Below are 25,549 nucleotides of genomic sequence, written 5' to 3' on the forward strand. Positions count from 1 at the left end.
CAGTGCGCTGGCACTGCCGGAACCGCGTAAACCAGGCGACAACGCCAGTTCCTTTCTTCCTACCCTTGTAGACCGTCATCTCTACCCCCATATTGGGGCGACTGACGCGTGAAGGAATACATCTTGAGCGACCTCCTCAACCGCCGCCTGAGCCTGCTCGGCGCCAATCTCCCCCTGCTCAAGCAGTGCCTGCACGGTATTGAGCGCGAATGCCTGCGCGTAACCGATGAAGGTCGCCTGGCGCAGACGCCACACCCCGAGGCCTTGGGGTCGGCGCTGACCAACGAGCAAATCACCACCGATTATTCCGAGTCGCTGCTGGAGTTCATCACCCCAGCCCTGGCAGACCCGGCCAAGGTGCTCGAAAGCCTCGAACAGACCCACCGCTTCGTCTACGGCAAGCTGGCTGGCGAATACCTGTGGAGCCCGTCGATGCCTTGTGCGCTGCCGGCCGAGGAAGACATCCCGATCGCCGAGTACGGCAGTTCGAACATCGGCAAGCTCAAGCATGTGTACCGCAAGGGCCTGGCCCTGCGTTACGGCCGCACCATGCAGTGCATTGCCGGCATCCATTACAACTTCTCGCTGCCCGAAGCGCTGTGGCCGCTGCTGCGCGAAGCCGAAGGCAGCCAGGAAAGCGACCGCGACTACCAGTCGTCGGCGTACATTGCGCTGATTCGCAACTTCCGCCGCTACAGCTGGCTGCTGATGTACCTGTTCGGTGCCTCGCCGGCCCTGGACAAAGGCTTTTTGCGTGGCCGCCCGCACCAGCTCGAAGAGCTCGACGGCGAAACCCTCTACCTGCCCTACGCCACCAGCCTGCGCATGAGCGACCTGGGCTACCAGAGCAATGCCCAGGCCGGCCTGACGCCGTGCTACAACAACCTCGCCAGCTACACCGACAGCCTGCGCAAGGCGGTGGGCACGCCCTACCCGCCCTATGTCGAGGTGGGTACGCACGTGGACGGCGAGTGGGTGCAGCTGAACACCAACATCCTGCAGATCGAGAACGAGTACTACTCGAACATCCGCCCCAAGCGCGTCACCTACACCGGCGAGCGGCCAATCCAGGCCCTGACGTCGCGCGGCGTGCAGTACGTGGAAGTGCGCTGCCTGGACATCAACCCGTTCCTGCCGGTGGGCATCGACCTGACCGAGGCGCGCTTCCTCGACGCCTTCCTGCTGTTCTGCGCCCTGGAAGACAGCCCGCAGCTGGACAACGGCGAATGCGGCCAGTGCACCAGCAACTTCCTCACCGTGGTCAAGGAAGGCCGCCGTCCGGGCCTGCAACTGCACCGCGACGGCCAGCCAGTGGGCCTGGGCGAATGGGCCAGCGAACTGATCGGCCGCATTGGCCAGTTGGCTGAACTGCTCGACCGCGCCCAGGGCGGCGAAGAGCATGCCAAGGCCCTGGCGACCCAGCAGGCCAAGGTCGATGACCCGTCGCTGACCCCGTCGGCCCAGGTACTGGCACGCATGACCGAGCACGACGAGAGCTTTATCCAGTTCTCCCTGCGCCAGAGCCGCCTGCACGCCGAGACGTTCCGCGAACAGCCGTTGTCCGCCGAGCAGCAACAGCATTTCGAAACCCTCGCCCGCGAGTCGCTGGCCAAGCAGTCGCAGCTTGAGCAGGAAGAAGTCGGCGACTTCGACCTGTTCGTCGGTGCCTACCAGGCCAGTATCCTGGCGATCAGCAACTGATGAACCGCACTGCCTCCCCGCGCCGGCCACGGGCCAGCAGCCAGGCCAGGATCGACGCGATCCTGGCCGCGGCCCGCGAGCTGTTGGCGGGCCAGGGGGTGGCGGCGCTGTCGATCTACAGCGTGGCCGAGCGGGCGCAGATTCCGCCATCGTCGGTGTATCACTTCTTCGCCAGCGTGCCGGCCTTGCTGGAGGCGTTGACCGCGGATGTGCACCGGGCGTTTCGCGAAGCTTTGGGCGCGCCGATCGACAGCAGTGGGTTTGCCAGCTGGCACGCGCTGTCGCGCGTGATCGAGCAACGCATGCTGGATATCTACAATGAAGACGCTGCCGCACGGCAGCTGATTCTGGCTCAGCACGGGCTGAGCGAAGTGGTGCAAGCCGACCGCCAGCACGACATGGAGCTGGGCGTGCTGATGCACAAGCTGTTCGACCAGCACTTCCACCTGCCGGTGATGCCGGCCGACGTGGACGTGTTCGCCCTGGCGATGGAATTGAGCGACCGGGTGTATGCGCGCTCGGTGCAGTTGCACGAGGCGATCACACCGCGCATGGCCGAGGAAGGCAAGCGGGTGTTCGAGGCGTACCTGGGGCTTTATTTGCCGCCGTTTCTGGCCAAGCGCTGAGCGGCCCTTCACTGTAGGAGCGAGCGCAGCTCGCGAATGGGCTGCAAAGCAGCCCCGGCGTGATCAGCCGCGAAGCTGAAACCCTGGGGCCGCTGCGCGCCCCATCGCGAGCTATGCTCGCTCCTACACCCGTAGGGCCGCGCAGCGGTGCCAATCACAGCTTGGCAATAGACACTTCAGTCGATTTCACAAAGGCAATCACCTCGCTGCCCACCTGCAGTTCCAGCTCGCGTACCGAGCGGGTGGTAATCACCGAGGTGACGATGCCGGAGGCCGTCTGCACGTCGATTTCCGACAGCACTGGCCCTTCGAGGATTTCCTTCACGGTGCCTTTGAACTGGTTGCGCACGTTGATCGCTTTGATGGTCATGGCTTGTTTCCTTTTCTATGGCTTCAGTCGGGTAAGTGAGTGATTCAGTGCGCCCAACGCAGCTGCGTGGGCAAAGGGGCTACAGGGTCCGGTTCGGGCGCGATGCCCGGTACCGACAGCACACGGTTGAGCACTTCGCTTTCCAGCGCGGCCAGGCGGTGCGAACCACGCGCCCTGGGCCGGGCCAGGTCGACGTTGAGGTCCAGGCCAACTTCGCCGTCCTCGATCAGGATCACCCGGTCAGCGACGGCTACCGCCTCGTTGACGTCGTGGGTCACCAGCAGCACGGTGAAGCCATGCTGACGCCACAGGCGTTCGATCAGTTGCTGCATCTCGATGCGGGTCAGCGCATCCAGCGCGCCCAGCGGTTCGTCCAGCAGCAACAAGCGCGGCTGGTGGATCAGTGCACGGGCCAGGGCCACACGCTGCTTCTGGCCACCGGACAACGCCGCCGGCCATTCGTTGGCGCGGTCGGCCAGGCCTACCGCCTCCAGGGCATCCAGCGCCCGTTGCTGCCAGTCACCACGCAGGCCCAGGCCAACGTTGTCGATGACCTTCTTCCAGGGCAGCAGGCGCGCGTCCTGGAACATCAACCGGGTTTCCTCGCGGGCATCGGCCAGCGGTGCGGCGCCGGCCAGCAATTCACCGGCGGTGGGCTGGTCGAGCCCGGCCAGCAGGCGCAGCAAGGTGCTCTTGCCACAGCCGCTGCGGCCAACGATGGCGACGAACTGACCAGCCGGAATGTGCAGGTCGATGCCCTTGAGCACTTCGCGCTGGCCAAAGGCCTTGCGCAGGCCGTTGCTGGCCAGTGGAATGCCACGCAACAGGCGCGGGGGTTGTTCCTTGAGCACGGTCATCATGCGCCCTCCTTCTTGGCAACCTGGTAAGCCGGGTGCCAGCGCAGCCACACCCGTTCCAGGCCGCGGGCTGCCAGGTCGGCAAGCTTGCCGAGCACGGCGTACAGGACGATGGCCAACACCACCACGTCGGTTTGCAGGAACTCACGGGCGTTCATTGCCAGGTAACCGATGCCGGCATTGGCCGAGATGGTTTCAGCGACGATCAGGGTCAGCCACATGAAGCCCAGGGCAAAGCGCACGCCCACCAGGATCGACGGCAGTGCCCCAGGCAGGATCACCTGGCGGAACAGGCCGAAGCCGGACAGGCCATAGCTGCGGGCCATTTCCACCAGCGCCGGGTCGACGTTACGGATGCCGTGGTAGGTGTTCAGGTAGATCGGGAACAGCGTGCCAAGGGCGACCAGGAAAATCTTCGCCGACTCGTCGATACCGAACCACAGGATCACCAGCGGAATCAGCGCCAGGTGCGGCACGTTGCGAATCATCTGCACCGAGCTGTCGAGCAGGCGTTCGCCCCAGTTCGACAGGCCGGTGATAAAGCCCAGTACCAGGCCGATGCTGCCGCCAATGACGAAGCCCAGCCCGGCGCGCCAGCCACTGATGGCCAGGTGGGTCCAGATCTCGCCGCTGCGCACCAGCTCGACACCGGCGCTGACCACCGCGCTGGGTGCCGGCAGGATGCGCGTCGACAGCCAGCCGGCGCTGACCGCCAGTTGCCAGGCGGCCAGCAGCAGGACCGGCAGCGCCCAGGGCGCCAGGCGCTGGCTCAGGGTTGTGGAAGTTGCACGACTCATGCTCCGGCCCTCAGCTCTGTGCGACGGACTTGGGCAGGATGTCGTTGGCGACCATTTCACCGAACGGGCTTACATAGCCCCCGGCCTTGGGCTGCTCCGGGCGTTGCACGTCCAGGTGCGGGAACAGCAGCTCGGCCACGCGGTACGACTCTTCCAGGTGCGGGTAGCCGGAGAAGATGAAGGTGTCGATGCCAAGCGCCGCGTATTCCTTGACCCGGGCCGCCACGGTGGGGCCGTCGCCAACCAGCGCGGTACCGGCGCCGCCACGTACCAGGCCAACCCCGGCCCACAGGTTGGGGCTGACTTCCAGCTTGTCGCGGTTACCGTTGTGCAGGGCCGCCATGCGCTGCTGGCCCACCGAGTCGAAACGCGCCAGCGAGGCCTGGGCACGGGCGATGGTGTCGTCGTCCAGGTGCGAGATCAGCTTGTCGGCAGCCGCCCAGGCTTCGTCGTTGGTTTCCCGCACGATCACGTGCAGGCGGATGCCAAAGCGCACTTCGCGGCCTTTGGCGACGGCTTTCTCGCGCACCTGGGCGATTTTCTCGGCAACCGCGCTTGGCGGCTCGCCCCAGGTCAGGTAAAGCTCCACCTGCTCGGCGGCCAGGTCCTGGGCGGCCTCGGACGAGCCACCGAAGTACAGCGGCGGGCGTGGCTGCTGGATCGGTGGGTAGAGCAGCTTGGCGCCTTTCACCTGAAGGTGCTTGCCGTCGTAGTCGACCGTTTCACCTTCGAGCACCTTGCGCCAGATGCGGGTGAACTCCACCGAGGCTTCGTAGCGCTCCTGGTGGTTCAGGTGCAGGCCATCACCGGCCAGTTCGTCCGGGTCGCCACCGGTCACCAGGTTGAACAGCGCACGGCCGTTGGACAGGCGGTCGAGGGTTGCGGCCTGGCGTGCGGCCACGGTTGGCGAAATGATGCCAGGGCGCAGGGCAACCAGGAATTTCAGGCGTTGGGTAACCGGAATCAGCGAGGCCGCCACCAGCCAGGAGTCCTCGCAGGAGCGCCCGGTGGGGATCAGCACGCCGCCAAAGCCAAGGCGGTCGGCGGCCTGGGCGATTTGCTGCAGGTAGCCGTGGTCGACTGCACGGGCGCCGTCGGAGGTGCCCAGGTACTTGCCGTCACCGTGGGTGGGGAGGAACCAGAAAATGTTAAGGCTCATTGGAGTTGTCTCCTCAAGGGTGGCTCAGCCGGGGCGGTGCCCCGGCGCAGGCGAATCAGTCAAGGCGCGCTGGCGACCTTGGCAGGGGGTGTCCAGATCACGTCCTTGATGCTCAGCGGCTTGGGAATCAGCTTGAGCGCCTGGAAGGTGTCGGCAATCTTCTGTTGCGCGGCGATCACCTGCGGGGTCAGCGGCGCAGCGCCGTAGCCCTGGCGTTTCACCGAGGTCAGGGTGATGTCGGCGGGCAGGCCGAGCAGCGGCGCCACCTGCTGGGTCACTTCCTGCGGGTTGGCCTGGGACCACTCGCCAACGGCGCGCACTTCGTCGATCAGGGTGCTGATCACCGCCGGGTGCTGGGTGGCGTAGTTGCGGGTGGCGAGGTAGAACTGGTGGTTGTCGACCAGGCCCTTGCCGTCACGCAGGGTGCGGACCTGCAGTTGCTGTTCGGCAGCCGCCTGGTACGGGTCCCAGATCACCCAGGCGTCGACGCTGCCACGCTCGAAGGCGGCGCGGGCATCGGCAGGTGGCAGGTACACAGGCTGAATGTCGCTGTACTTGAGGCCTGCGTCTTCCAGGGCGCGAACCAGCAGGTAATGGACGTTGGAGCCTTTGTTGAGGGCGACTTTCTTGCCTTTGAGTTCCTTCACCGACTGAATCGGCGAGCCCTTGGGCACGAGGATGGCTTCGCTGTGCGGGGCGGGCGGCTCGTAGGCCACGTAGAGCAGGTCGGCACCGGCTGCCTGGGCAAACACAGGCGGGGTTTCGCCGGTGACGCCAAAGTCGATGGAGCCAACGTTCAGGCCTTCGAGCAGTTGCGGGCCACCGGGGAACTCGGTCCACTGCACCTGCACGCCCTGCTCGGCCAGGCGCTTCTCCAGCGTGCCCTTGGCCTTGAGCAGCACCAGGGTGCCGTATTTCTGGTAACCGATGCGCAGGCTTTCTGCCTGGGCTTGGGTGATGGCGCCGAAGGAGACAGCCGCCGCAAACAGGGCGACCAGACCTCGACGCAAGAAGACTGTGCGCATGGCGCTCTCCTGATGCGATGGGGTTCGGGTTGCACCTGCTTGCCTCGTTGACGGGCGAGTAAGGTGGTGGAGCGAAGGCAGTGCCGGTTAGTGGTATCGGCGCTGCTGGGTGTTCGGTTGAAGAAACATTACCAGTCTGTTTATATATCTAGAAATCATATTTTTTCATTTGTTTATTCCATTAAAGCCTATTCAATTCGCCAGGTGCCGCGCGCGGCGCATCGCGAGCTGCGCTCGCTCCTACCAGGCATGACAAAACCCACAGGCACAAAAAAAGGCCGTCGAAACGGCCCGAATATCCCTGCTATGGCTAAGAGCAATGCAACGAGGAATTCATCAACGGTTAGGTTGCGGGGTCAGCCGCAGGTAAGGTTTCACCGCCCGGTAACCTTTCGGGAAGCGCTGCTTGATCTCCTCTTCGTCCTTCAGCGAAGGCACGATCACCACCTCGTCGCCGTCCTGCCAGTTACCTGGCGTGGCCACCTTGTGGTTGTCGGTGAGTTGCAGCGAGTCGATCACCCGCAGGATCTCGTTGAAGTTGCGCCCGGTACTGGCCGGATAGGTAATGGTCAGGCGCACCTTCTTGTTCGGGTCGATGACGAACAGCGAGCGCACCGTCAGGGTGTCGCTGGCGTTGGGGTGAATCAGGTCGTACAGGTCGGACACCTTGCGGTCGGCGTCGGCGATGATCGGGAAATTGACCACGGTGTTCTGGGTTTCGTTGATGTCCTCGATCCACTTGTGGTGCGAGTCGACCGGGTCAACTGACAGGGCGATGGCCTTGACCCCGCGCTTGGCGAAGTCGTCCTTGAGCTTGGCGGTCAGGCCCAGCTCGGTGGTGCACACCGGGGTAAAGTCGGCCGGGTGGGAGAACAGCACGCCCCAACTATTGCCCAGCCACTCGTGAAAGCGGATTTTGCCTTCGCTGGAATCCTGTTCGAAATCGGGGGCGATGTCGCCGAGTTTGAGGCTCATGGGTGCGGCTCCTGTGCAGTGTGCTGACCGTATGGGTTCAATGTGCCTGCATCCGATTAAAAACAAAAAGAATAAATAATGATTTATTTATAACCTTAATGCATACCAAATCGCAGGCACAAAAAAGCCTCGCACTAGGCGAGGCTTTCTGTGTGGCTACGGCTTACAGGAAGCTGTAAGTGTAGTTCACGATGAAGCGAGTCTGGTCCTGGTCGGCGCTAGCTTCGCCAGTACCACGGAACACGCCCTGGCGCAGGCTGAAGCCCAGGCCTTTGAGGGTGCCTTCCTGGATGGTGTAGTCGACGCGGGCGTCACGTTCCCACTCGTTGTAGGTGCCGTGGCCGCTCTTGTAACGAATGTCGTCACCGCGCAGGTAGGCAACCGAGGCCTTCAGGCCTGGAACACCCAGCGAGGCGAAGTCATACGAGTACTGGCCGAAGTTGGTGTTCTCGCCAGCACGGGCGAACTGGTTGATCATGCTGTCGGTGAACAGGTAGAAGCTGGAACCGCCAGCGCCTTCGTTGCGACCGTTGCCGTCAACCACGTTGCCTTGGTTCAGCCAGACGAAAGCACCGTCGTCGCTGACTTGCTGGCGACCCAGCATCAGCGCATGGCCACCCAGGGTGTAGGTGAACATGGCAGACCAGGTCTTGTTGTCGACCTTGCCGGTGTTCTTGGCGTAGCCACCGTTGTTGCTGAAGTTGAAGCCGCCGCCGTGGCCGTTGTTGCCATCGCTGCTGCTGTCGAAGTAGCGCAGGTCGGTCTTGAACGACTGGTTGTCAGCAATCTTGAAGACGTGGGTGGCGCCCAGGAAGTGCTGCTTGTAGAAGTCTTCCAGGTTCGAGTAGTAGTACTGCAGGGTCAGGTCTGGAGTGAGCTTGTAGTCCAGGCCGCCGTAGCGGAACTTGTTGCTGTCTGCAGTCGCGCCAGCGACCGACAGGCCAGTACGGTTGCTCGACGCACGGCCCATGGCGTGGGTCAGCTGACCGGCGTTGATGGTCAGGTTGTCGATTTCCTTCGACTGGATGGTGCCACCCTCGAAGGTTTGCGGCAGCAGACGACCGTCGTTGGAAACCAGGATCGGCAGGTTCGGCGCCAGAGCGCTACCGAAGTGAACTTCGGTCTTGGAGAAGCGAGCCTTGGCGTTGGCGCCTACGCGCGCCCACTGGCCGACAGCCGAGCCGTCGGAATCGCTTGGGAAGAAGCTGCTGTTGTCTGGGTGCTTGCCGCGGCCGCCATCCAGGTGAATACCCCACAGGGCCTGGGCGTCGACGCCGAAGCCTACGGTGCCTTCGGTGAAACCGGAGATGTAGTCGAGCTTGAAGCCCTGACCCGATTCACGGTTGTCGGCGCCGCCTTCACGGTTGTCGTTGTTGAAATACATGGTGCGCGAGCTGAGCGACAGTTTGCTGTCTTCAACGAAACCGGCAGCGCCTGCAGATTGGGCGATAACCCCCAGTGCCACGGCCAGAGCCAGGCTGGACTTGTACATGTTTTGCTCCTCTACGTTCTAATTCTTGTGTATCTCTGGCGGCGGGATCTTTTGCCCCGCTCACCGTGGATGGGCGATTTAGCCCAAAACCGTGACCGTTTAGTCAATCATTTCCAAACGTTTCTCGACTTTGGTCTAAGACACTCCTGCGCTACAGGATAATGACAATCCTATAAATCCAAAATGACCGTTTTGTGAAATCCTAAGATTTTTACGGAATATCATCTGAACCTTTACTGCAAAACGTTGTATCGGCAGCTCGCAATCATACCTTTAGGTTATTTGCAAACGTTTGCCGACCAACTACTCCATTGCGCCCCTTTGGGAGGGAAAAGAGACTAGCAGCCCTTCCAGCTTCCGCCATCGGGCATTCCCTGATCCTGACCTGCGCTAACAGCTTTGCATCCTAAGCTAATGCAAAAAAGTTATTTATTTTAGAATTCTTAGATCATTTAGTCTCTCTTCATCCAATCCCCACATTGCCTGACGAGAGGTTCAACCATGATCCCGCATGCTCCGCTGCGCCTGTTCGCCGCCCTGACCCTCGCCAGCACCAGCTGGCTGGCCCAGGCCGCCGACCTGACCGTGGCCTACCAGACCACCGTCGACCCGGCCAAGGTCGCCCAAGTGGATGGCGACTATGAAAAAGCCAGCAAGGCCAGCATCGACTGGCGCAAATTCGACAATGGCGCCGATGTGATCACCGCCGTGGCCAGTGGCGACGTGCAGATCGGCTACCTGGGCTCCAGCCCGCTGGCCGCCGCCGCTACCCGCAAGCTGCCGGTCGAAACCTTCCTGATCGCCACTCAGATCGGTGCCGGCGAAGCGCTGGTGGCCCGCGACAGCATCAAAACCCCACAGGACCTGGTCGGCAAGAAAGTCGCCGTGCCGTTCGTATCCACCGGCCACTACAGCCTGCTGGCCGCGCTGAAGCAGTGGAACATCGACCCGGCCAAGGTGCAGATCCTCAACCTCGCGCCACCGGCAATTATCGCCGCCTGGAAGCGCGGCGACATCGACGCCACCTATGTGTGGGACCCAGCCCTGGGCGTGGCCAAGGAAAACGGCAAGGTGCTGATTACCTCCGGCGACCTGGCCAAGCAAGGCGCGCCCACCTTCGACGCCTGGATCGTGCGCAAGGACTTCGCCAGCAAGCACCCCGAGGTGGTCAAGGCCTTCGCCAAAGTCACCCTCGACGCCTACGCCGACTACCGCAAAGACCCGCAAGCCTGGCTGGCCAACCCAGACAACGTGGCCAAGCTGGCCAAGCTTTCCGGGGCCAAGCCAACCGACATTCCGCTGCTGCTGCAGGGCAACGTCTACCCGCTGGCCGCCGACCAGGCCAAGGCACTGGGCGCGCCCACCACCCAGGCGCTGACCGACACGGCCACCTTCCTCAAGCAACAGGGCAAGGTCGACGCGGTGCTGCCGGACTACGCGCCCTACGTCAGCGCCCAGTACATCCCCAACTAACGCTTATCACCCAGGGAGCCTGTCATGGCCTTGCTTGAGCTGGAGCGCATCAGCGCACAGTACCCCGGCGCCGCCACCCCGGTGCTGGCCGACATCAACCTGAGCCTGGGCCCACGCCAGCTGTTGGTGGCCCTCGGGCCATCGGGCAGCGGCAAGACCTCGCTGCTCAACCTGATCGCCGGGTTCGTCGCCCCCAGCGCCGGGCGTATCAGCCTCGACGGCAACCCGGTGCAAGGCCCCGGCGCCGAGCGGGGCGTGGTGTTCCAGGACGATGCCCTGCTGCCCTGGCAGAACGTGCTGGGCAACGTCGCCTTCGGCCTGGAGCTGGCTGGCGTGCCACGCGCCCAACGTGAGGCCAAGGCCCGCGAGATGCTGGCCCTGGTAGACCTCGAAGGCTTTGCCGAGCGGCGTATCTGGCAACTCTCCGGCGGCCAGAAACAGCGAGTGGGCCTGGCCCGGGCGCTGGCGGCCGACCCACGGGTGCTGCTGATGGACGAACCCTTCGGCGCCCTGGATGCCTTCACCCGCGAACAGATGCAGGAGTTGCTGCTGCAGGTGTGGCAACGCACCGCCAAGCCAGTGTTCCTGATTACCCACGACATCGAGGAAGCGGTGTTCCTGGCCAGCGAGTTGGTGCTGCTGGCACCCAACCCCGGTCGCGTGGTCGAGCGCCTGCAACTGGACTTCGGCCAGCGCTATGCCGCCGGCGAACCCGCCCGGGCAATCAAGTCCGACCCTCGTTTCATCGAAGCCCGCGAGCACGTGTTGGCCCGCGTGTTCGCCCAACGCCAAAGCCTGCAGGAGCGCGCATGAACAGCCTGAACCTGCCGGTTGCCGGCAAGCACGCCACCCCCGACCGGCCCGCCGCCAAGGTGCGCCGCGCCCTGCCCACCCGCTGGATCAGCACCCTGACCCTGGCCAGCCTGCTGCTGGCCTGGTGGCTGGTGACGGCCGCCGGCTGGGTCGAACCGCTATTTCTGCCGTCACCCGGCGACATCCTGGCCAAAGGCTGGACCCTGCTCACCCAGGGCTACATGGACGCCAGCCTGTGGCAGCACCTGGGCGCCAGCCTTGGGCGTATCGGCCTGGCCCTGGCCGCCGCCACCCTGACCGCCATCCCGGTCGGCATCGCCATTGGCTACAACCGCGTGGCCCGCGGCATCCTCGACCCGCTGATCGAGTTCTACCGGCCAATTCCGCCGCTGGCCTACCTGCCGCTGATCGTCATCTGGTGCGGCATTGGCGAGCTGTCCAAGGTGCTGCTGATCTACCTGGCGATCTTCGCCCCCATCGCCATTGCCACCGCCACCGGCGTGCGCACCGTCGACCCGGCCAAGCTGCGCGCCGCGCAATCGCTGGGGGCGAGCAAGGCACAGCTGATTCGTCACGTGATCCTGCCCAGCGCCCTGCCCGACATCCTCACCGGCATCCGCATTGGCCTGGGCGTCGGCTGGTCGACCCTGGTTGCCGCCGAGCTGATCGCCGCCACCAGCGGCCTGGGCTTCATGGTGCAGTCGGCGGCGCAGTTCCTGGTTACCGATGTGGTGGTGCTGGGCATCCTGCTGATCGCCCTGATCGCCTTTGCCCTGGAGATGGGCCTGCGTGCCCTGCAACGCAAGCTGGTGCCCTGGCATGGCCAGAGCCACTGAACACGACTGACCACGCCAGCACACTGGCGCCTGATGAAGAGAACGACATGAGCCTGACCATCACCCCCCTCAGCCCGGCGCTCGGCGCGCAGATCAGTGGCGTGGACATCAGCCGCGAAATCACCACCGCCGAGCGTGACGCCATCGAGCAGGCGCTGTTGCAGCACCAGGTGCTGTTCTTCCGTGACCAGCCCATCGAGCCCGAGCAGCAGGCACGCTTTGCCGCGCGCTTTGGCGACCTGCACATCCACCCGATCTACCCCAACGTGCCAGAAACGCCCCAGGTGCTGATCCTCGACACGGCGGTGACCGACGTGCGCGACAATGCCGTCTGGCACACCGACGTGACCTTCCTGCCCACCCCCGCGCTAGGCGCGGTGCTCAGCGCCAAGCAACTGCCGGCCTTTGGTGGCGACACCCTGTGGGCCAGCGGCATCGCTGCCTTCGAGGCCTTGTCGGCGCCTTTGCGAGGGCTGCTCGACGGGCTCACCGCCACCCACGACTTCACCAAGTCGTTCCCGCTGGAGCGCTTCGGCACCACGCCTGAAGACCTGGCGCGCTGGGAAGCAACCCGGCGCAACAACCCGCCGCTGTCGCACCCGGTGGTACGCACGCACCCGGTGAGCGGGCGCAAGGCGTTGTTCGTCAATGAGGGGTTCACCACGCGCATCAATGAACTGAGCGAGCTGGAAAGCGAGGCGCTGCTCAAGTTGCTGTTCGCCCATGCGACGCGGCCGGAGTTCAGCATTCGCTGGCGTTGGCAGGAAAATGACGTGGCGTTCTGGGACAACCGCGTGACCCAGCATTTTGCGGTGGATGACTACCGGCCCAATCGGCGGGTCATGCACCGGGCGACCATCCTTGGGGATGCACCCTTTTGAAAGGCCCCTCTCGCGACCTACGGTCGCTCCTACACACCGGGTAGGAGCGACCGCAGGTCGCGAGAGGGGCCGCACAGGCAGCTACCTGACCAGATGCAAGAACTGCATGTGCCGCTCGTACTGGTCGAGGATGTCGTTGATGATCTGCTCCTTGCTGTAGCCCACCAGGTCATAGTTCTGGCTGCCTTCGCTCAAATGCACCTCCGCCCGGTAGTAGCGACGGTTCTTCAACTCCTGCGTACCCAACCCACCCAAGGCGAACGACGGGGTGAAATACCCACGCATCTGCACCTGGTAGATGAACGGCTGCTCCTCGCCATGGCCAACCTTGAGGCTGACGTTGTCATGGCTCGGGTCGTCCTGGGTCACCAGCACCAACCCCTTCTGCTCGAACACCTCGCGCACATCGGCAATCGCCGGGCGCACCACGTCGTCCATGAAGCGGTACACCTCATCACGTGACGGGAAGTGCACCGCCTGGCTCAGGCGCTGGCGCCAGCCGCCGCGGCCACGCCGGGTCTGGGCGAACGGTGCCAGCGAGTGCATCTGCGCGATCTGCCGCTGGCTCTCCAGGTAGAAGGCCTTGTGCAGCCCCCACATCATGCACAGCAAGATCAGCGAGAAAGGCAGCGAGGTGAGCACCACCGCCGACTTCAGCGAATCGATGCTGCCGGCGAACAGCAGGCCGCTGGTAATCAGCGCGGTCATCACGCCCCAGAAGATGCGCAGCCAGTTCGGCCCGTCCTCGTCGGCGCCGCCGCCCTTGGCCGACAGCGTCGACAGCACCACGGTGCCGGAGTCGGCCGAGGTGACGAAGAACACGAAGCTGATGAACACCGTCACGGCGATCACCGTCTTGCTCCACGGGTAGGTTTCCAGCAGCAGGTACAGGCTCATCGACGGGTTGTCCAACGCCGACTGGCCAAGCGCGGTCATGCCATGGTTGATCACCTGGTCCAGTGCGCTGTTGCCGAAAATCGACATCCACGCCAGGGTGAAGCCCAGCGGAATCAGCAGCACGCCGAACACGAACTCGCGGATGGTGCGCCCGCGGGAAATCCGCGCAATGAACAGCCCCACGAAGGGCGCCCAGGCAATCCACCAGGCCCAGTAGAACACCGTCCAGCCACCCAGCCAGTCGCGCTGCTCGCCGTAGGCGTACACGTCGAAGCTTTTGCGCGGCAGGGCGCCCAAATAGTCGCCAAGGTTCTGGATCAGGGTGTTGAACAGGTGCTGGGTGGGCCCGGCGAACAGCACGAACAACAGCAGCGCGCAGGCCAGGAACAGGTTGATGTCGCTCATCACCCGCACGCCCTTCTCCACCCCGGCGACCGCCACGGCCACGGCCGCGCCCATCATCAGGGCAATCAGGATCACCTGCACCCACTGGCTGTGGCTGATACCGAACAGGTAGTCGAGGCCGGCGTTCAGGTGCAGCACGCCAAAGCCCATGTCGGCGCCCAGGCCGAACACCGTGGCAATGATGCCGAAGCCGTCCACCGCGTAGCCGATGGGCCCGTTGATGCGCTTGCCAATCAGCGGGTACAGCGCCGAGCGCAGGGCCAGCGGCAGGTTGTGGCGGTAGGCGAAGTAGGCCAGCGCCATGCCGACGAAGGCGAACACGCCCCAGCCGTGCAGGCCCCAGTGCAGGAACAGAATCTGCATCGCCTGGCGCCCGGCCTCGGCCGTGCCGCCCTCGCCCTGGGGCGGGGTGAGCATGTGGGTGAGCGGTTCGGACACGCAAAAGAAGAACAGCGTGATGCTGATGCCAGCAGCGAACAGCATGCCGGCCCATGACAGGTAGCTGAATTCGGGCTCGTCATGGTCGGCGCCCAGCTTGATCTTGCCGTAGCCGGACAACGCGGTAACCACCACGAACACCAGGTACAGGGTCATGGCCAGCATGTAGTACCAGCCGACCGTGTTGGCCGCCCAGTTCTGCGCTGCCAGCAGCCATTCACCGGCAGCTTGCGGGAAGGCGATCACCACCAGGCCGAACAGCAGGATGAAACTGGCGGCGAAGTAGAACACCGGGGGGTTCATGCGGATCTTGCCAGTGGCAAGGGTGGGGGACGATGCACTCATGAAACGGGCACCTCGCCAATCGAGGTGAGGCTCGGAATGAACGGGTTCAGCAAAGGAATCCTCCTGTTGAACACCGGCAGCGGACCAGCGTTTTTCATTGAACAAGCGTTCAAGTTAAACATGGATCGCATTTCAATGCGAACCGGGGCGCTGATCGGCGCCCCGCCCCTTTCGCGGGGCACCCTTGTAGGAGCGGGCTTGCCCCGCGAAAAGGCCGGCACACCCCATACAAATCCAGGCTCAGTTCTTGTCCTGACAATCCAACTGCAGATTCGCCTGGGTAATGTTGCTCGCTGCCGGCACGCTGCGCGTAAGCCACACATTGCCACCGATGGTCGAACCTTGTCCGATGGTAATCCTGCCCAGGATGGTCGCCCCGGCGTAGATCACCACGTCATCCTCGACGATGGGGTGGCGCGCCAGGCCTTTGTGCAGCGTGCCCGACTCATCGCTGGGGAAGCGCTTGGCGCCCAGCGTCACCGCCTGGTAGATCCGCACCCGCTCGCCGATGATCGCCGTTTCGCCAATCACCACGCCGGTGCCATGGTCGATGAAGAAGCTCTGGCCGATTTGCGCGCCGGGGTGGATGTCGATGCCGGTGGCCGAATGCGCAAGCTCCGAGCTGATCCGCGCCAGCAATGGCAACCCTGCCTGGTACAGGTGGTGGGCCAGGCGGTGGTGGATGATTGCCAGAATGCCCGGGTAGCACAGCAGCACCTCGTCGACGCTGCGCGCTGCCGGGTCGCCGTGGTAGGCGGCCAGCACGTCGGTGTCGAGCAGCACCCGCAATTGCGGCAAGGCCGCGGCAAAATCCTGGATCAGGCGCAGGGCCTGGCCATCGACCGCTGCCAGGTCGCCTTGGTTCTGCCGTGCGGCATAGCGCAGTTCCAGCCGCGCCTGCGCCAACAACGCGGTCAGCGCGGCGTCGAGGGTGTGGCCGACATAGAAGTCTTCGCTTTCTTCACGCAGGTCAACCGGCCCCAGGCGCATCGGGAACAGTGCGCCGCACAGCTGCTCGAGGATCTGCCGCATGGCCTCGCGCGACGGCAGTTCGCGCCCGCCCTGCTCGCCGATGCTGCGGCCATTGCGGCTGCGCCACTGCTCACGGGCGCCGCGCAGGCCGCTGACGATGGTGTGCAACTGCCAATGCCCGGATGAAGGTTGTTCGCTCACGGTGTTCTCCTGCCGAAGGGGACATAGTTGTATTGGCAGGTCCGGCCCTTTCGCGGGGCAAGCCCGCTCCTACAGGAGCGAAAGGGCCGGACCTGCCCTCTGCAATCCACTCTACGGCAAATCCGCCCCTTGGAAAAAACAACGCTTTATTCCACGCTGCACCAAGCCGGGCATAAGCCGCGATGACGCCGGAAGCATCCTGGCCTACCCTCAAAGCACCCATCGAATGACAAATGCATTAAAAAGCATAACAACATAAGTTTTTATTATTTCCTGGCCTATCAGCCGGATTCTATAGTCGCCACCCACTACTTCCACAACAAGCGCGGGGCCTGACATGTCGAAATTCGCCAAACCGCTACTCAACGCCAGCCTGGCCATCCTGCTGGGCGCCGGCCTGCTCGGCCAAGCCTTCGCCGGCGAGCAATTGAAGGCCATCCAGGAAAAAGGCGTGATCAACGTCGGCCTCGAAGGCACCTACCCGCCCTTCAGCTTCCAGGATGAGAACGGCAAGCTCACCGGCTTCGAAGTGGAGCTGTCCGAGCTGCTGGCCAAGGAGCTGGGGGTCAAGGCCAAGATTCAGCCCACCAAGTGGGACGGCATTCTTGCCGCCCTGGAGTCCAAGCGCCTCGACGTGGTGGTGAACCAGGTGACCATCTCCGATGAGCGCAAGAAGAAGTACGACTTCTCCGAGCCCTACACCATCTCCGGCATCCAGGCGCTGATCCTGAAGAAAAAGGCCGAGCAGCTGAACATCAAGACCGCCCAGGACCTGGCCGGCAAGAAAGTTGGCGTGGGCCTGGGCACCAACTACGAGCAATGGGTCAAGCAAGACGTGCCCAAAGCCGATGTGCGCACCTATGAAGACGACCCAAGCAAGTTCGCCGACCTTCGCAACGGCCGCATCGACGCCATTCTGATCGACCGCCTGGCGGCCCTGGAATACGCGCAAAAAGCCACGGACACCGAACTTGCCGGCGCCGCCTTCTCGCGCCTGGAAAGCGGCGTGGCCCTGCGCAAGGGTGAGCCTGAGTTGCTGGCCGCCATCAACAAGGCCATCGACAAGCTCAAGGCCGACGGCACGCTGGCCAAGCTGTCGCAGAAATACTTCGGTGCTGACGTCACCCAATGATCGCTGAAAGCCTGCAACTCGTTACCGACTCCGCGCCCTTTCTGTTGAAGGGCGCGGGCTACACGGTGCTGCTGAGTGTCGGCGGCATGTTCTTCGGCCTGGTGCTGGGCTTTGCCCTGGCGCTGATGCGGCTGTCGAAGATCCTGCCGCTGGACTGGCTGGCGCGCATCTACGTGTCGTTCTTTCGCGGCACGCCGCTGCTGGTGCAGCTGTTCGTGATCTACTTCGGCATGCCACAGATCGGCATAGAACTGGACCCGATTCCAGCCTCGCTGATCGGCTTGTCGCTGAACATGGCCGCGTACATCTGCGAAATCCTGCGCGCGGCCATTTCTTCCATCGACCGCGGCCAGTGGGAAGCCGCCGCCAGCATCGGCATGACCCGCACCCAGGCCATGCGCCGGGCGATCCTGCCGCAGGCGCTGCGCACTGCGCTGCCGCCGCTGGGCAACAGCTTCATCTCGCTGGTCAAGGACACCGCCCTGGCGGCGACCATCCAGGTGCCTGAACTGTTCCGCCAGGCGCAGCTGATTACCGCACGCACCTTCGAAGTGTTCACCATGTACCTGGCAGTGGCGGTGATCTACTGGGTGCTGTGCAGCATCCTCGCGCACTTCCAGAACCGCATGGAAGCGCGGGTCAACCAGCACGACCAGGAGCACTGACGATGATCGTAGTAGAAGGCCTGACCAAGCGGTTCAAGGGCCAGACCGTGCTCAACGGCATCGACCTGACCGTGCAGCCGGGCGAAGTGGTGGCGATCATCGGCCCCAGCGGCTCGGGCAAAACCACCTTCCTGCGCTGCCTCAACCTGCTGGAAACCCCGGATGCCGGGCGCATCCGCATCGGCAGCATCAGCATCGACGCCAACCGCCCGCTGGGTGGCCAGCAGGGCGCGATCCGCCGTTTGCGCCAGCAAGCCGGGTTCGTGTTCCAGAACTTCAACCTGTTCCCCCACCGCACCGCCCTGGACAACGTCATCGAAGGGCCGGTGATCGTCAAGAAAACCCCGCGCGAGCAGGCCATCGCGCTGGGCCGGCGCCTGTTGGCCAAGGTTGGCCTGGCGGGCAAGGAAGACGCCTACCCACGGCGCCTGTCCGGTGGCCAGCAGCAACGGGTGGCGATTGCCCGGGCCCTCGCCATGGAGCCTGAGGTGATCCTGTTCGACGAGCCCACCTCGGCGCTCGACCCGGAACTGGTGGGCGAAGTGCTGGAAACCATCCGCGGCCTGGCCGAGGAAAAGCGCACCATGATCATCGTCACCCACGAAATGAGCTTTGCCCGGGACGTGGCGAACCGGGTGATCTTCTTCGACAAAGGCGTGATCGTGGAACAGGGCGAGGCCAAGGCGCTGTTCGCCAACCCCCGTGAGGAACGTACCCGGCAGTTTTTGCGCAAGTTCCTCGGGACCGCGGCTTCCGAGTAAACCTTGCCGGCCTCTTCGCGGGGCAAGCCCGCGCCTACAAGGGCATCGCGCTCGCTTGTAGGAGCGGGCTCGCCCCGCGAAGAGGCCATCACGCCCTACACAACTCCCCTCTTCTATCTATATTCCAAAGAGTTAGCTCATAAACCTTTAATAAGCCATTAGGGTATATGGACCGGACCACCGGACCAGCACAAGCCTGTCGCCATCAGCTGAAGCGACGCATCCACTTTGTGAGGTTCGGTTCTGATGACCATCCAGCCAAATACCCCCTTCCACAGCGACCTCGACAGCTCGCCCCTGCTGCTGCCGGCCAAGGTGTTGCGCAACGACGCCGAAGCCCTGCAAGCCGCCCGCGAACTGGCCGATGCCGCCCGTGAGCAGGCCGCCCGCCGCGACCGCCAACGCAAGCTGCCTTGGGCCGAGATCGAACAGTTCACCCGCAGCGGCCTGGGCAGCATCAGCGTGCCCAAGGCCCACGGCGGCCCCGACGTATCCTTCGCCACCATCGCCGAAGTGTTTCGCATCATCAGCGCCGCCGACCCGGCCCTGGGGCAGATCCCGCAAAACCAGTTCGGCCTGCTGCAACTGCTGCGCCTGACCGCCACCGAGGCCCAGCAGGCGCTGATTTTTCGCAGCGTGCTGGACGGCTGGCGCATCGGCAACGCCGGCCCCGAGCGCGGCACCAAGGACACCCTGACACTCAAGGCCCGCATCACCCGCAGCGCCGATGGCTATCGCGTTAGCGGCGAGAAGTTCTACTCCACCGGCGCCCTGTTCGCCCACTGGGTAGCGGTCAAGGCCCTGGACGACGAAGGCCGCCAGCGCCTCGCCTTCATCCGCCGCGCAAGCCCTGGGCTGCGCATCGTCGATGACTGGTCTGGCTTCGGCCAGCGCACCACCGCCAGCGGCACCGTGCTACTCGACCAGGTGCCGGTGGACGCGGAGCTGGTGATCGACAACTGGCGCCAGCACGACCTGCCCAACATCCAGGGTGCGGTTTCGCAGTTGATCCAGGCTGCCATCGACGCCGGCATTGCCGAGGCCGCCATCGACGATGCCATCGCCTTCGTTCGCGAGAAGGCCCGGCCGTGGGTCGAGGCCAAGGTCGAGCGCGCCAGCGATGACCTGTACGTGATTGCCGATATCGGCCGCCTGAAGCTTGAACTGCATGCCGCCCAAGCGCTGCTGCGCAGAGCGGCGCGGGTACTCGACGAGGTCAATGCAGGGCCGGTCGATGCCGCTGCCGCGGCGCGGGCCTCGATCGCCGTGGCCGAGGCCAAGGTGCTCACCACCGAGATCGCCCTGCAGGCCAGCGAGAAGCTGTTCGAACTGGCTGGCAGCCGCGCGACCCTGGCCGAGTTCAACCTCGACCGGCACTGGCGCAATGCCCGCGTGCACACCCTGCACGACCCGGTGCGCTGGAAGTACCACGCGGTTGGGGCCTACCACCTGAATGGGACCTTGCCTGCGCGGCATTCCTGGATCTGATTTGAGGGCGTAGGGGGCTGCGTTGCAGCCCAATCGCGACCTACGGTCGCTCCTACCGTAGGAGCGACCAAAGGTCGCGAATGGGCCGCAAAACGACCCCATGGCCCCGGAGACCACCATGACAACATCGCTCATCACCACCGACACCCAGGCCCTCGAAGCCGCCGAGCACCTTGCCCAGCAGCTGCACCGCGACAGCGCCCTGCGCGACCGCGAACGCCGCCTGCCCCACCCTGAGCTGGAGTTGTTCACCCGCTCTGGCCTGTGGGCCATCAGCGTACCCAAGGCCTTTGGCGGCGCAGGTGTGTCCAACGTCACCCTGGCCAAGGTGATCGCCCGCATCGCCCAGGCCGACGCCTCCCTTGGGCAAATCCCGCAAAACCACTTCTACGCCCTTGAAGTGCTGCGCGTGAACGGCAGCCCCGAACAGCAACGCCGCCTCTACGCCGAAGTGCTGGCCGGCCGCCGCTTCGGCAATGCCCTGGCCGAACTGGGCACGAAAACCGCCAACGACCGCACCACCCGCCTGACCCGCGACGGCGCCGGCTACCGCATCAACGGCCGCAAGTTCTACGCCACCGGCGCCCTCTACGCCCAGCGTATCCCCACCTCGGTGATCGACGAGCAAGGCCGCCAGCAACTGGCCTTCGTGCCCGCCGCCAGCCAGGGCCTGCAGGTGATCGACGACTGGAGCGGCTTCGGCCAGCGCACCACCGGCAGCGGCTCGGTACAGTTCGACAACGTGTACGTCGACGAAGCCGACGTGGTGCCGTTCCAGAGCGCCTTCGAGCGCCCCACCCCGGTCGGCCCGCTGGCGCAGATCCTTCACGCCGCCATCGACACCGGCATCGCCCGCGCCGCCTTCGAAGACGCCCTGCACTTCGTGCGTACCCGCAGCCGGCCCTGGGTCGACTCGGGCTTGGACAAGGCCAGCGACGACCCACTGACCCTGAAAAGCTTCGGCCACCTGGCCATCCGCCTGCACGCCGCCGAAGCGCTGCTGGAACGGGCTGGCGAATACCTCGACCAGGCCCAGCTGGACAGCACCGCCGACAAGGTCGCCGCTGCGTCCATTGCCGTGGCCGAAGCCCGCGCCATCAGCACCGACATCTCGCTTGCCGCCGGCACCACGCTGTTCGAGCTGGCCGGCAGCCAGGCCACCCTGGCCGAGCACAACCTCGACCGCCACTGGCGCAACGCCCGCGTGCACACCCTGCACGACCCGGTGCGCTGGAAGTACCACGCCATCGGCAACTACTACCTCAACGACGAGCACCCACCACGCCGGGGGACCATCTGATGGCCAAGCAGATCCTGCTCAATGCCTTCAACATGAACTGCATCGGGCACATCAACCACGGCCTGTGGACCCACCCACGGGACACCTCCACCCAGTACAAGACCCTCGCCTACTGGACCGACCTGGCGCGCCTGCTCGAACGCGGCCTGTTCGACGGCCTGTTCATCGCCGACATCGTCGGCACCTACGACGTCTATGGCCAGTCGGTGGACGTCCCCCTCAAGGAGTCGATCCAGCTGCCGGTCAACGACCCGCTGCTGCTGGTGTCGGCCATGGCCGCGGTCACCCGCCACCTGGGCTTCGGCCTGACCGCCAACCTCACCTACGAGGCGCCGTACCTGTTCGCCCGGCGCCTGTCGACCCTGGACCACCTGAGCAACGGCCGGGTGGGCTGGAACATCGTCACCGGCTACCTCGACAGCGCCGCCCGGGCCATGGGCCTGGCCCACCAGCCCGAGCACGACCGCCGCTACGACCAGGCCGACGAGTACCTGCAAGTGCTGTACAAGCTGCTTGAAGGCAGCTGGGCCGACGACGCCGTGGTCAACGACCGCGCACGGCGGGTGTACGCAGAGCCGGCCAAGGTGCGCAAGGTGCGCCACCAGGGCGAGTTCTACCAGGTCGAGGGCTACCACCTGTGCGAACCCTCGCCGCAGCGCACCCCGGTGCTGTTCCAGGCCGGCAGCTCGCCACGTGGCCTGGCCTTTGCCGGCAACCATGCCGAATGCGTGTTCATCAGCGGCCAGGACAAGGCCGCCACCCGTGCCCAGGTCGACAAGGTGCGCGCCGCGGCCCAGGCCGCAGGCCGTGACCCGCAGGCGGTGAAGGTGTTCATGGGCATCACCGTGATCGTTGCGCCCACCGAGCAGCAGGCGCAGGCCAAGCATGCCGAATACCTGCAGCATGCCAGCGCAGAAGCCGGCGTGGCGCACTTCGCCGCCTCCACCGGTATCGACTTCGCCGCCTACGGCCTGGACGAGCCGATTGGTGCCAGCAAGGGCAACGCCATCCAGTCGGCGACCCGCCAGCTTCAGGACAACGCCTGGACCCGCCGCCGCCTGCTGCAGCAGCACGCCCTCGGCGGGCGCTACGTGACCCTGGTCGGCGCGCCCGAGCAGGTGGCCGAACAGCTGATCGCCTGGATCGACGACACCGGCCTGGACGGTTTCAACCTGACCCGCACCGTCACCCCGGAAAGCTACGAGGACTTCATCGACCTGGTGGTGCCGCAACTGCAACAGCGCGGCCGCTACAAAACCGCCTACGCCGACGGCACCCTGCGCGAAAAGCTGTTCCAGGGTGACCACCCGCACTTGCCCGCCGACCACCCAGGTTCGGCCTACCGCCACACCCCTGCCCCGACTGGAGCCCTGCACCATGCTTGAGAAACTGTTTCGGCCCGTCGCGGCCATCGCCCTGGGCCTGAGCCTGTCCGCCAGCGTGCTGGCCGCCGAGCCGTTGAAAATCGGCACCACCTCGGCCTTCGCCATCCCGCTGGAAGCGGCGGTGGAAGAAGCGCACAAGCAAGGCCTGGACGTGAAGCTGATCGAATTCAGCGACTGGATCGCCCCCAATGTCAGCCTCAACAGCGGCGACATCGACGTGAACTACTTCCAGCACATCCCGTTCCTGGAAAATGCCAAGGCCGCCGCTGGCTTCAACCTGGTGCCCTACGCCCCGGGCATCATCAACAACGTCGGCCTGTACTCGAAAAAGTACACATCCTTCGCCGAGTTGCCAGAAGGCGCCAGCGTGGCCATCGCCAACGACCCGATCAACAGTGGCCGGGGCCTGCAGCTGCTGGCCAAGGCTGGCCTGATTACCCTCAAGCCCGGGGTGGGCTACAAGGCCACCGAGGACGACATCACCGCCAACCCGAAAAAGCTGAAAATCCTTCAGGTCGAGGCCGTGCAGCTGGTGCGTGCCTATGACGATGCCGACCTGGTGCAGGGCTACCCGGCCTACATCCGCCTGGCCAACAGCTTCGATGCCACCTCGGCGCTGCTGTTCGACGGCCTGGAAAACAAGGAGTACGTGATCCAGTTCGTGATTCGCCCGCAAAGCAAGGACGACCCCCGCCTGGCCAAGTTCGTCGATATCTACCAGCACTCGCCGGCGGTGCGCGCCGCGCTGAACAAAGCCCACGGCAGCCTGTACCAGGCCGGTTGGGAAGGCTGACATGAGCCAGGCCAACGCGCTCCGGGCGCCCACCGCACAACCATCGCCGCCAACGGCCAGGGAGCAGGCCCTGCGCCCGGAGGTCAACCAGGCCCACATCCGCTTCATCGGCCTGGGCAAAACCTACCCAGGCCAAGCGCAACCTGCCCTGCAAGGCATCGACCTGAACATCCAGCGTGGCGAGATTTTCGGCATCATCGGCCGCAGCGGTGCCGGCAAGTCGTCGCTGCTGCGCACCATCAACCGCCTGGAGCAACCCAGCCAGGGCCGGGTGCTGATCGACCAGGTAGACATCGCGCCGTTCGACGAGGACCACCTGGTGGCGCTGCGCCGGCGCATCGGCATGATCTTCCAGCATTTCAACCTGATGTCGGCCAAAACCGTGTGGCAGAACGTGGAACTGCCGCTGAAGGTGGCCGGTGTGGCCAAGGCCGAGCGCCAGCGCAAGGTACGCGCGCTGCTGGAGCTGGTTGGCCTGCAGGAAAAACACCACGTCTACCCGGCGCAGCTGTCCGGCGGCCAGAAGCAGCGTGTAGGCATTGCCCGGGCACTGGTACACGACCCGGAGATTCTGCTGTGCGACGAGGCCACCTCGGCGCTGGACCCGGAAACCACCGCGTCGATCCTTGAACTGCTGCGCGACATCAACCAGCGCCTGGGCCTGACCGTGGTGCTGATTACCCATGAAATGGCAGTGATCCGCGACATCTGCCACCGCGTGGTGGTGCTGGAGCGCGGCGAAGTAGTGGAGCAGGGTGAGGTCTGGCGGGTGTTCGGCAGCCCGCGCCACGAGGTCACCCGTACCCTGCTGGCGCCCTTGCAGACCAAGCTGCCCGAAGCCCTGCAAGCCAGACTGCGCGCCAGCCCCGTTGGCCACGACAGTGCCGTGGTACTCAAGCTCAGCGTGCTCGGCGAGCCGGCGCTGTCCGACCTGTTCGCAGACCTTGGCGGGCATGTGCGCCTGCTCCAGGGCGGCGTGGAAACCGTGGGCGGGCATGCCCTGGGGCTGCTGATACTGGCGGTGCAAGGCGCACCGCACGACACCCATCAACTGCTGGAGCGTGCCCGCCGCTGGGCCGAGGACGTGGAGGTACTGGGCCATGTGGTTTGACCGCCTGCTTGAAGGCTTGCTCGACACCCTGCTGATGGTGGGCGTGTCGTCGTTGATCGCGCTGCTGGTTGGGGTGCCGATGGCGGTGCTGTTGGTCACCAGCGACAAGGGCGGGATTTTCCAGGCGCCGCTGCTGAACCGGGTGCTGGGCGCGTTCGTCAACCTGTTCCGCTCGGTGCCGTTCCTGATCCTGATGGTCGCGCTGATCCCCTTCACCCGCCTGCTGGTGGGCACCACCTATGGTGTGTGGGCCGCCGTGGTGCCGCTGACCATTGCTGCCACGCCGTTCTTTGCGCGCATTGCCGAGGTGAGCCTGCGCGAGGTCGACCATGGTTTGGTGGAGGCGGCCCAGGCCATGGGCTGCCGGCGCTGGCACATTGTTTGGCACGTGCTGCTGCCTGAGGCGCTACCGGGAATCGTCGGTGGCTTCACCATCACCCTGGTGACGCTGATCAATTCATCAGCCATGGCCGGGGCCATTGGCGCCGGGGGGCTTGGCGACATTGCCTACCGGTACGGCTACCAGCGCTTCGACAGCCAGATCATGTTGACCGTGATTGCCATGCTGGTGGCGTTGGTGGCGGTGATTCAGCTGGGTGGCGACCGGCTGGCGAAGGGCTTGAACAAGCGTTGAGGCGGATCGCGAGCTGC

General features: G+C 64.6%; 24 protein-coding genes. 15 read left to right on the top strand and 9 right to left on the bottom strand.

Annotated features, from left to right (window positions below; genetic code table 11):
- The first annotated feature begins 123 nt into the window (after positions 1 to 123).
- Entirely contained in the window at positions 124 to 1,701 is a 1,578-nt protein-coding gene (gshA, locus tag F3J45_RS12795) for a glutamate--cysteine ligase (RefSeq protein ID WP_205299761.1), read from the top strand.
- Positions 1,701 to 2,327 (top strand): TetR/AcrR family transcriptional regulator, encoded by a 627-nt coding sequence (locus F3J45_RS12800; protein WP_167062734.1) that lies wholly within the window; start codon positions 1,701 to 1,703, stop codon positions 2,325 to 2,327. Before gshA ends, F3J45_RS12800 begins: the two co-directional genes overlap by 1 nt.
- A 154-nt stretch (positions 2,328 to 2,481) precedes the next feature.
- Here the strand turns inward: F3J45_RS12800 and F3J45_RS12805 are convergent, their stop codons facing one another.
- The 7 genes from F3J45_RS12805 to F3J45_RS12835 all read right to left on the bottom strand — a co-directional run bounded on the left by F3J45_RS12805 (position 2,482) and on the right by F3J45_RS12835 (position 9,002).
- The gene (locus F3J45_RS12805; RefSeq protein WP_003255829.1) at positions 2,482 to 2,697 is read right to left on the bottom strand and encodes a molybdopterin-binding protein; all 216 of its coding nucleotides are present in this window, start codon (positions 2,695 to 2,697) and stop codon (positions 2,482 to 2,484) included.
- 44 nt (positions 2,698 to 2,741) lie between these two features.
- Positions 2,742 to 3,557 carry an aliphatic sulfonates ABC transporter ATP-binding protein gene (ssuB, locus tag F3J45_RS12810; RefSeq protein WP_370526371.1) on the bottom strand — a complete coding sequence of 272 codons (816 nt, stop codon included), beginning with the start codon at positions 3,555 to 3,557 and terminating at the stop codon, positions 2,742 to 2,744.
- A complete protein-coding gene (ssuC, locus tag F3J45_RS12815) occupies positions 3,554 to 4,351 on the bottom strand; it encodes an aliphatic sulfonate ABC transporter permease SsuC (protein ID WP_159412850.1) in 798 nt (265 codons plus the stop codon). The genes ssuB and ssuC overlap by 4 nt, the downstream gene beginning before the upstream one ends.
- A gap of 10 nt (positions 4,352 to 4,361) precedes the next feature.
- A complete protein-coding gene (gene ssuD / locus F3J45_RS12820) occupies positions 4,362 to 5,510 on the bottom strand; it encodes an FMNH2-dependent alkanesulfonate monooxygenase (RefSeq protein ID WP_167062736.1) in 1,149 nt (382 codons plus the stop codon).
- A 59-nt stretch (positions 5,511 to 5,569) separates the two neighbouring features.
- Complete coding sequence (locus tag F3J45_RS12825; protein WP_167062738.1) at positions 5,570 to 6,535, bottom strand: sulfonate ABC transporter substrate-binding protein; 966 nt, start codon at positions 6,533 to 6,535, stop codon at positions 5,570 to 5,572.
- A gap of 336 nt (positions 6,536 to 6,871) precedes the next feature.
- On the bottom strand, positions 6,872 to 7,510 hold the full coding sequence (locus F3J45_RS12830; RefSeq protein WP_016497546.1) for a peroxiredoxin: 639 nt from the start codon (positions 7,508 to 7,510) through the stop codon (positions 6,872 to 6,874).
- A 163-nt stretch (positions 7,511 to 7,673) separates the two neighbouring features.
- Positions 7,674 to 9,002 carry an OprD family porin gene (locus F3J45_RS12835; RefSeq protein WP_167062740.1) on the bottom strand — a complete coding sequence of 443 codons (1,329 nt, stop codon included), beginning with the start codon at positions 9,000 to 9,002 and terminating at the stop codon, positions 7,674 to 7,676.
- A gap of 501 nt (positions 9,003 to 9,503) precedes the next feature.
- On the opposite strand from F3J45_RS12835, the gene tauA reads away from it, so the two are divergent.
- From tauA to tauD, 4 genes are read left to right on the top strand one after another with little or no spacing between them, the layout of a single operon-like run.
- Positions 9,504 to 10,475 (top strand): taurine ABC transporter substrate-binding protein, encoded by a 972-nt coding sequence (gene tauA / locus F3J45_RS12840; RefSeq protein WP_167062742.1) that lies wholly within the window; start codon positions 9,504 to 9,506, stop codon positions 10,473 to 10,475.
- Between the two features lie 30 nt (positions 10,476 to 10,505).
- Positions 10,506 to 11,288, top strand: coding sequence for a taurine ABC transporter ATP-binding subunit (gene tauB, locus F3J45_RS12845; RefSeq protein WP_370526373.1), 783 nt, complete (start codon positions 10,506 to 10,508; stop codon positions 11,286 to 11,288).
- Positions 11,285 to 12,124 (top strand): taurine ABC transporter permease TauC, encoded by an 840-nt coding sequence (gene tauC / locus F3J45_RS12850; protein WP_167062748.1) that lies wholly within the window; start codon positions 11,285 to 11,287, stop codon positions 12,122 to 12,124. The genes tauB and tauC overlap by 4 nt, the downstream gene beginning before the upstream one ends.
- 47 nt (positions 12,125 to 12,171) lie before the next feature.
- The gene (gene tauD, locus F3J45_RS12855) at positions 12,172 to 13,005 is read left to right on the top strand and encodes a taurine dioxygenase (protein ID WP_167062751.1); all 834 of its coding nucleotides are present in this window, start codon (positions 12,172 to 12,174) and stop codon (positions 13,003 to 13,005) included.
- Between the two features lie 81 nt (positions 13,006 to 13,086).
- On the opposite strand, the gene betT is transcribed toward tauD, so the two are convergent.
- Together betT and epsC are read right to left on the bottom strand one after the other, a co-directional pair.
- The gene (gene betT / locus F3J45_RS12860; RefSeq protein ID WP_167062754.1) at positions 13,087 to 15,090 is read right to left on the bottom strand and encodes a choline transporter BetT; all 2,004 of its coding nucleotides are present in this window, start codon (positions 15,088 to 15,090) and stop codon (positions 13,087 to 13,089) included.
- A gap of 240 nt (positions 15,091 to 15,330) precedes the next feature.
- Positions 15,331 to 16,263 carry a serine O-acetyltransferase EpsC gene (gene epsC, locus F3J45_RS12865; RefSeq protein WP_167062757.1) on the bottom strand — a complete coding sequence of 311 codons (933 nt, stop codon included), beginning with the start codon at positions 16,261 to 16,263 and terminating at the stop codon, positions 15,331 to 15,333.
- 337 nt (positions 16,264 to 16,600) lie between these two features.
- Between epsC and tcyJ the strand changes: the two genes are divergently transcribed.
- The 9 genes from tcyJ to F3J45_RS12910 all read left to right on the top strand — a co-directional run bounded on the left by tcyJ (position 16,601) and on the right by F3J45_RS12910 (position 25,532).
- Complete coding sequence (gene tcyJ, locus F3J45_RS12870) at positions 16,601 to 17,395, top strand: cystine ABC transporter substrate-binding protein (protein WP_167062760.1); 795 nt, start codon at positions 16,601 to 16,603, stop codon at positions 17,393 to 17,395.
- Positions 17,395 to 18,060, top strand: a complete 666-nt coding sequence (gene tcyL, locus F3J45_RS12875) for a cystine ABC transporter permease (RefSeq protein WP_370526374.1) — start codon at positions 17,395 to 17,397, stop codon at positions 18,058 to 18,060. Before tcyJ ends, tcyL begins: the two co-directional genes overlap by 1 nt.
- Before the next feature lie 2 nt (positions 18,061 to 18,062).
- Positions 18,063 to 18,821: an L-cystine ABC transporter ATP-binding protein TcyN gene (gene tcyN / locus F3J45_RS12880; RefSeq protein ID WP_167062766.1), complete on the top strand. Its 759-nt coding sequence runs from the start codon at positions 18,063 to 18,065 to the stop codon at positions 18,819 to 18,821.
- 246 nt (positions 18,822 to 19,067) lie between these two features.
- A complete protein-coding gene (locus tag F3J45_RS12885; RefSeq protein WP_167062769.1) occupies positions 19,068 to 20,309 on the top strand; it encodes an SfnB family sulfur acquisition oxidoreductase in 1,242 nt (413 codons plus the stop codon).
- Between the two features lie 118 nt (positions 20,310 to 20,427).
- A complete protein-coding gene (locus tag F3J45_RS12890) occupies positions 20,428 to 21,609 on the top strand; it encodes an SfnB family sulfur acquisition oxidoreductase (RefSeq protein ID WP_167062772.1) in 1,182 nt (393 codons plus the stop codon).
- Positions 21,609 to 22,994, top strand: coding sequence for an LLM class flavin-dependent oxidoreductase (locus tag F3J45_RS12895; protein WP_167062775.1), 1,386 nt, complete (start codon positions 21,609 to 21,611; stop codon positions 22,992 to 22,994). The genes F3J45_RS12890 and F3J45_RS12895 overlap by 1 nt, the downstream gene beginning before the upstream one ends.
- On the top strand, positions 22,987 to 23,787 hold the full coding sequence (locus F3J45_RS12900) for a MetQ/NlpA family ABC transporter substrate-binding protein (protein ID WP_167062778.1): 801 nt from the start codon (positions 22,987 to 22,989) through the stop codon (positions 23,785 to 23,787). The genes F3J45_RS12895 and F3J45_RS12900 overlap by 8 nt, the downstream gene beginning before the upstream one ends.
- Before the next feature lies 1 nt (position 23,788).
- Positions 23,789 to 24,898 (top strand): methionine ABC transporter ATP-binding protein, encoded by a 1,110-nt coding sequence (locus F3J45_RS12905; protein WP_167062781.1) that lies wholly within the window; start codon positions 23,789 to 23,791, stop codon positions 24,896 to 24,898.
- A complete protein-coding gene (locus F3J45_RS12910; protein WP_167062784.1) occupies positions 24,888 to 25,532 on the top strand; it encodes a methionine ABC transporter permease in 645 nt (214 codons plus the stop codon). The genes F3J45_RS12905 and F3J45_RS12910 overlap by 11 nt, the downstream gene beginning before the upstream one ends.
- The last annotated feature ends 17 nt before the right edge of the window (positions 25,533 to 25,549 follow it).

This window comes from Pantoea sp. Ap-967, from assembly GCF_011752565.1.
Classification (GTDB): Bacteria; Pseudomonadota; Gammaproteobacteria; order Pseudomonadales; family Pseudomonadaceae; genus Aquipseudomonas.

Excerpts from the sequence above, each read along its gene's own strand:
- tauA (WP_167062742.1), top strand. The coding sequence starts at position 9,504 with ATGATCCCGCATGCTCCGCTGCGCCTGTTCGCCGCCCTGACCCTCGCC.
- ssuD (WP_167062736.1), bottom strand. The coding sequence starts at position 5,510 with ATGAGCCTTAACATTTTCTGGTTCCTCCCCACCCACGGTGACGGCAAG.
- betT (WP_167062754.1), bottom strand. The coding sequence starts at position 15,090 with ATGAGTGCATCGTCCCCCACCCTTGCCACTGGCAAGATCCGCATGAAC.
- tauC (WP_167062748.1), top strand. The coding sequence starts at position 11,285 with ATGAACAGCCTGAACCTGCCGGTTGCCGGCAAGCACGCCACCCCCGAC.
- F3J45_RS12825 (WP_167062738.1), bottom strand. The coding sequence starts at position 6,535 with ATGCGCACAGTCTTCTTGCGTCGAGGTCTGGTCGCCCTGTTTGCGGCG.
- F3J45_RS12830 (WP_016497546.1), bottom strand. The coding sequence starts at position 7,510 with ATGAGCCTCAAACTCGGCGACATCGCCCCCGATTTCGAACAGGATTCC.
- ssuB (WP_370526371.1), bottom strand. The coding sequence starts at position 3,557 with ATGATGACCGTGCTCAAGGAACAACCCCCGCGCCTGTTGCGTGGCATT.
- F3J45_RS12835 (WP_167062740.1), bottom strand. The coding sequence starts at position 9,002 with ATGTACAAGTCCAGCCTGGCTCTGGCCGTGGCACTGGGGGTTATCGCC.
- F3J45_RS12895 (WP_167062775.1), top strand. The coding sequence starts at position 21,609 with ATGGCCAAGCAGATCCTGCTCAATGCCTTCAACATGAACTGCATCGGG.
- F3J45_RS12890 (WP_167062772.1), top strand. The coding sequence starts at position 20,428 with ATGACAACATCGCTCATCACCACCGACACCCAGGCCCTCGAAGCCGCC.
- F3J45_RS12905 (WP_167062781.1), top strand. The coding sequence starts at position 23,789 with ATGAGCCAGGCCAACGCGCTCCGGGCGCCCACCGCACAACCATCGCCG.
- tcyJ (WP_167062760.1), top strand. The coding sequence starts at position 16,601 with ATGTCGAAATTCGCCAAACCGCTACTCAACGCCAGCCTGGCCATCCTG.
- tcyN (WP_167062766.1), top strand. The coding sequence starts at position 18,063 with ATGATCGTAGTAGAAGGCCTGACCAAGCGGTTCAAGGGCCAGACCGTG.
- F3J45_RS12800 (WP_167062734.1), top strand. The coding sequence starts at position 1,701 with ATGAACCGCACTGCCTCCCCGCGCCGGCCACGGGCCAGCAGCCAGGCC.
- F3J45_RS12910 (WP_167062784.1), top strand. The coding sequence starts at position 24,888 with ATGTGGTTTGACCGCCTGCTTGAAGGCTTGCTCGACACCCTGCTGATG.
- F3J45_RS12885 (WP_167062769.1), top strand. The coding sequence starts at position 19,068 with ATGACCATCCAGCCAAATACCCCCTTCCACAGCGACCTCGACAGCTCG.
- tauD (WP_167062751.1), top strand. The coding sequence starts at position 12,172 with ATGAGCCTGACCATCACCCCCCTCAGCCCGGCGCTCGGCGCGCAGATC.
- F3J45_RS12805 (WP_003255829.1), bottom strand. The coding sequence starts at position 2,697 with ATGACCATCAAAGCGATCAACGTGCGCAACCAGTTCAAAGGCACCGTG.
- ssuC (WP_159412850.1), bottom strand. The coding sequence starts at position 4,351 with ATGAGTCGTGCAACTTCCACAACCCTGAGCCAGCGCCTGGCGCCCTGG.
- F3J45_RS12900 (WP_167062778.1), top strand. The coding sequence starts at position 22,987 with ATGCTTGAGAAACTGTTTCGGCCCGTCGCGGCCATCGCCCTGGGCCTG.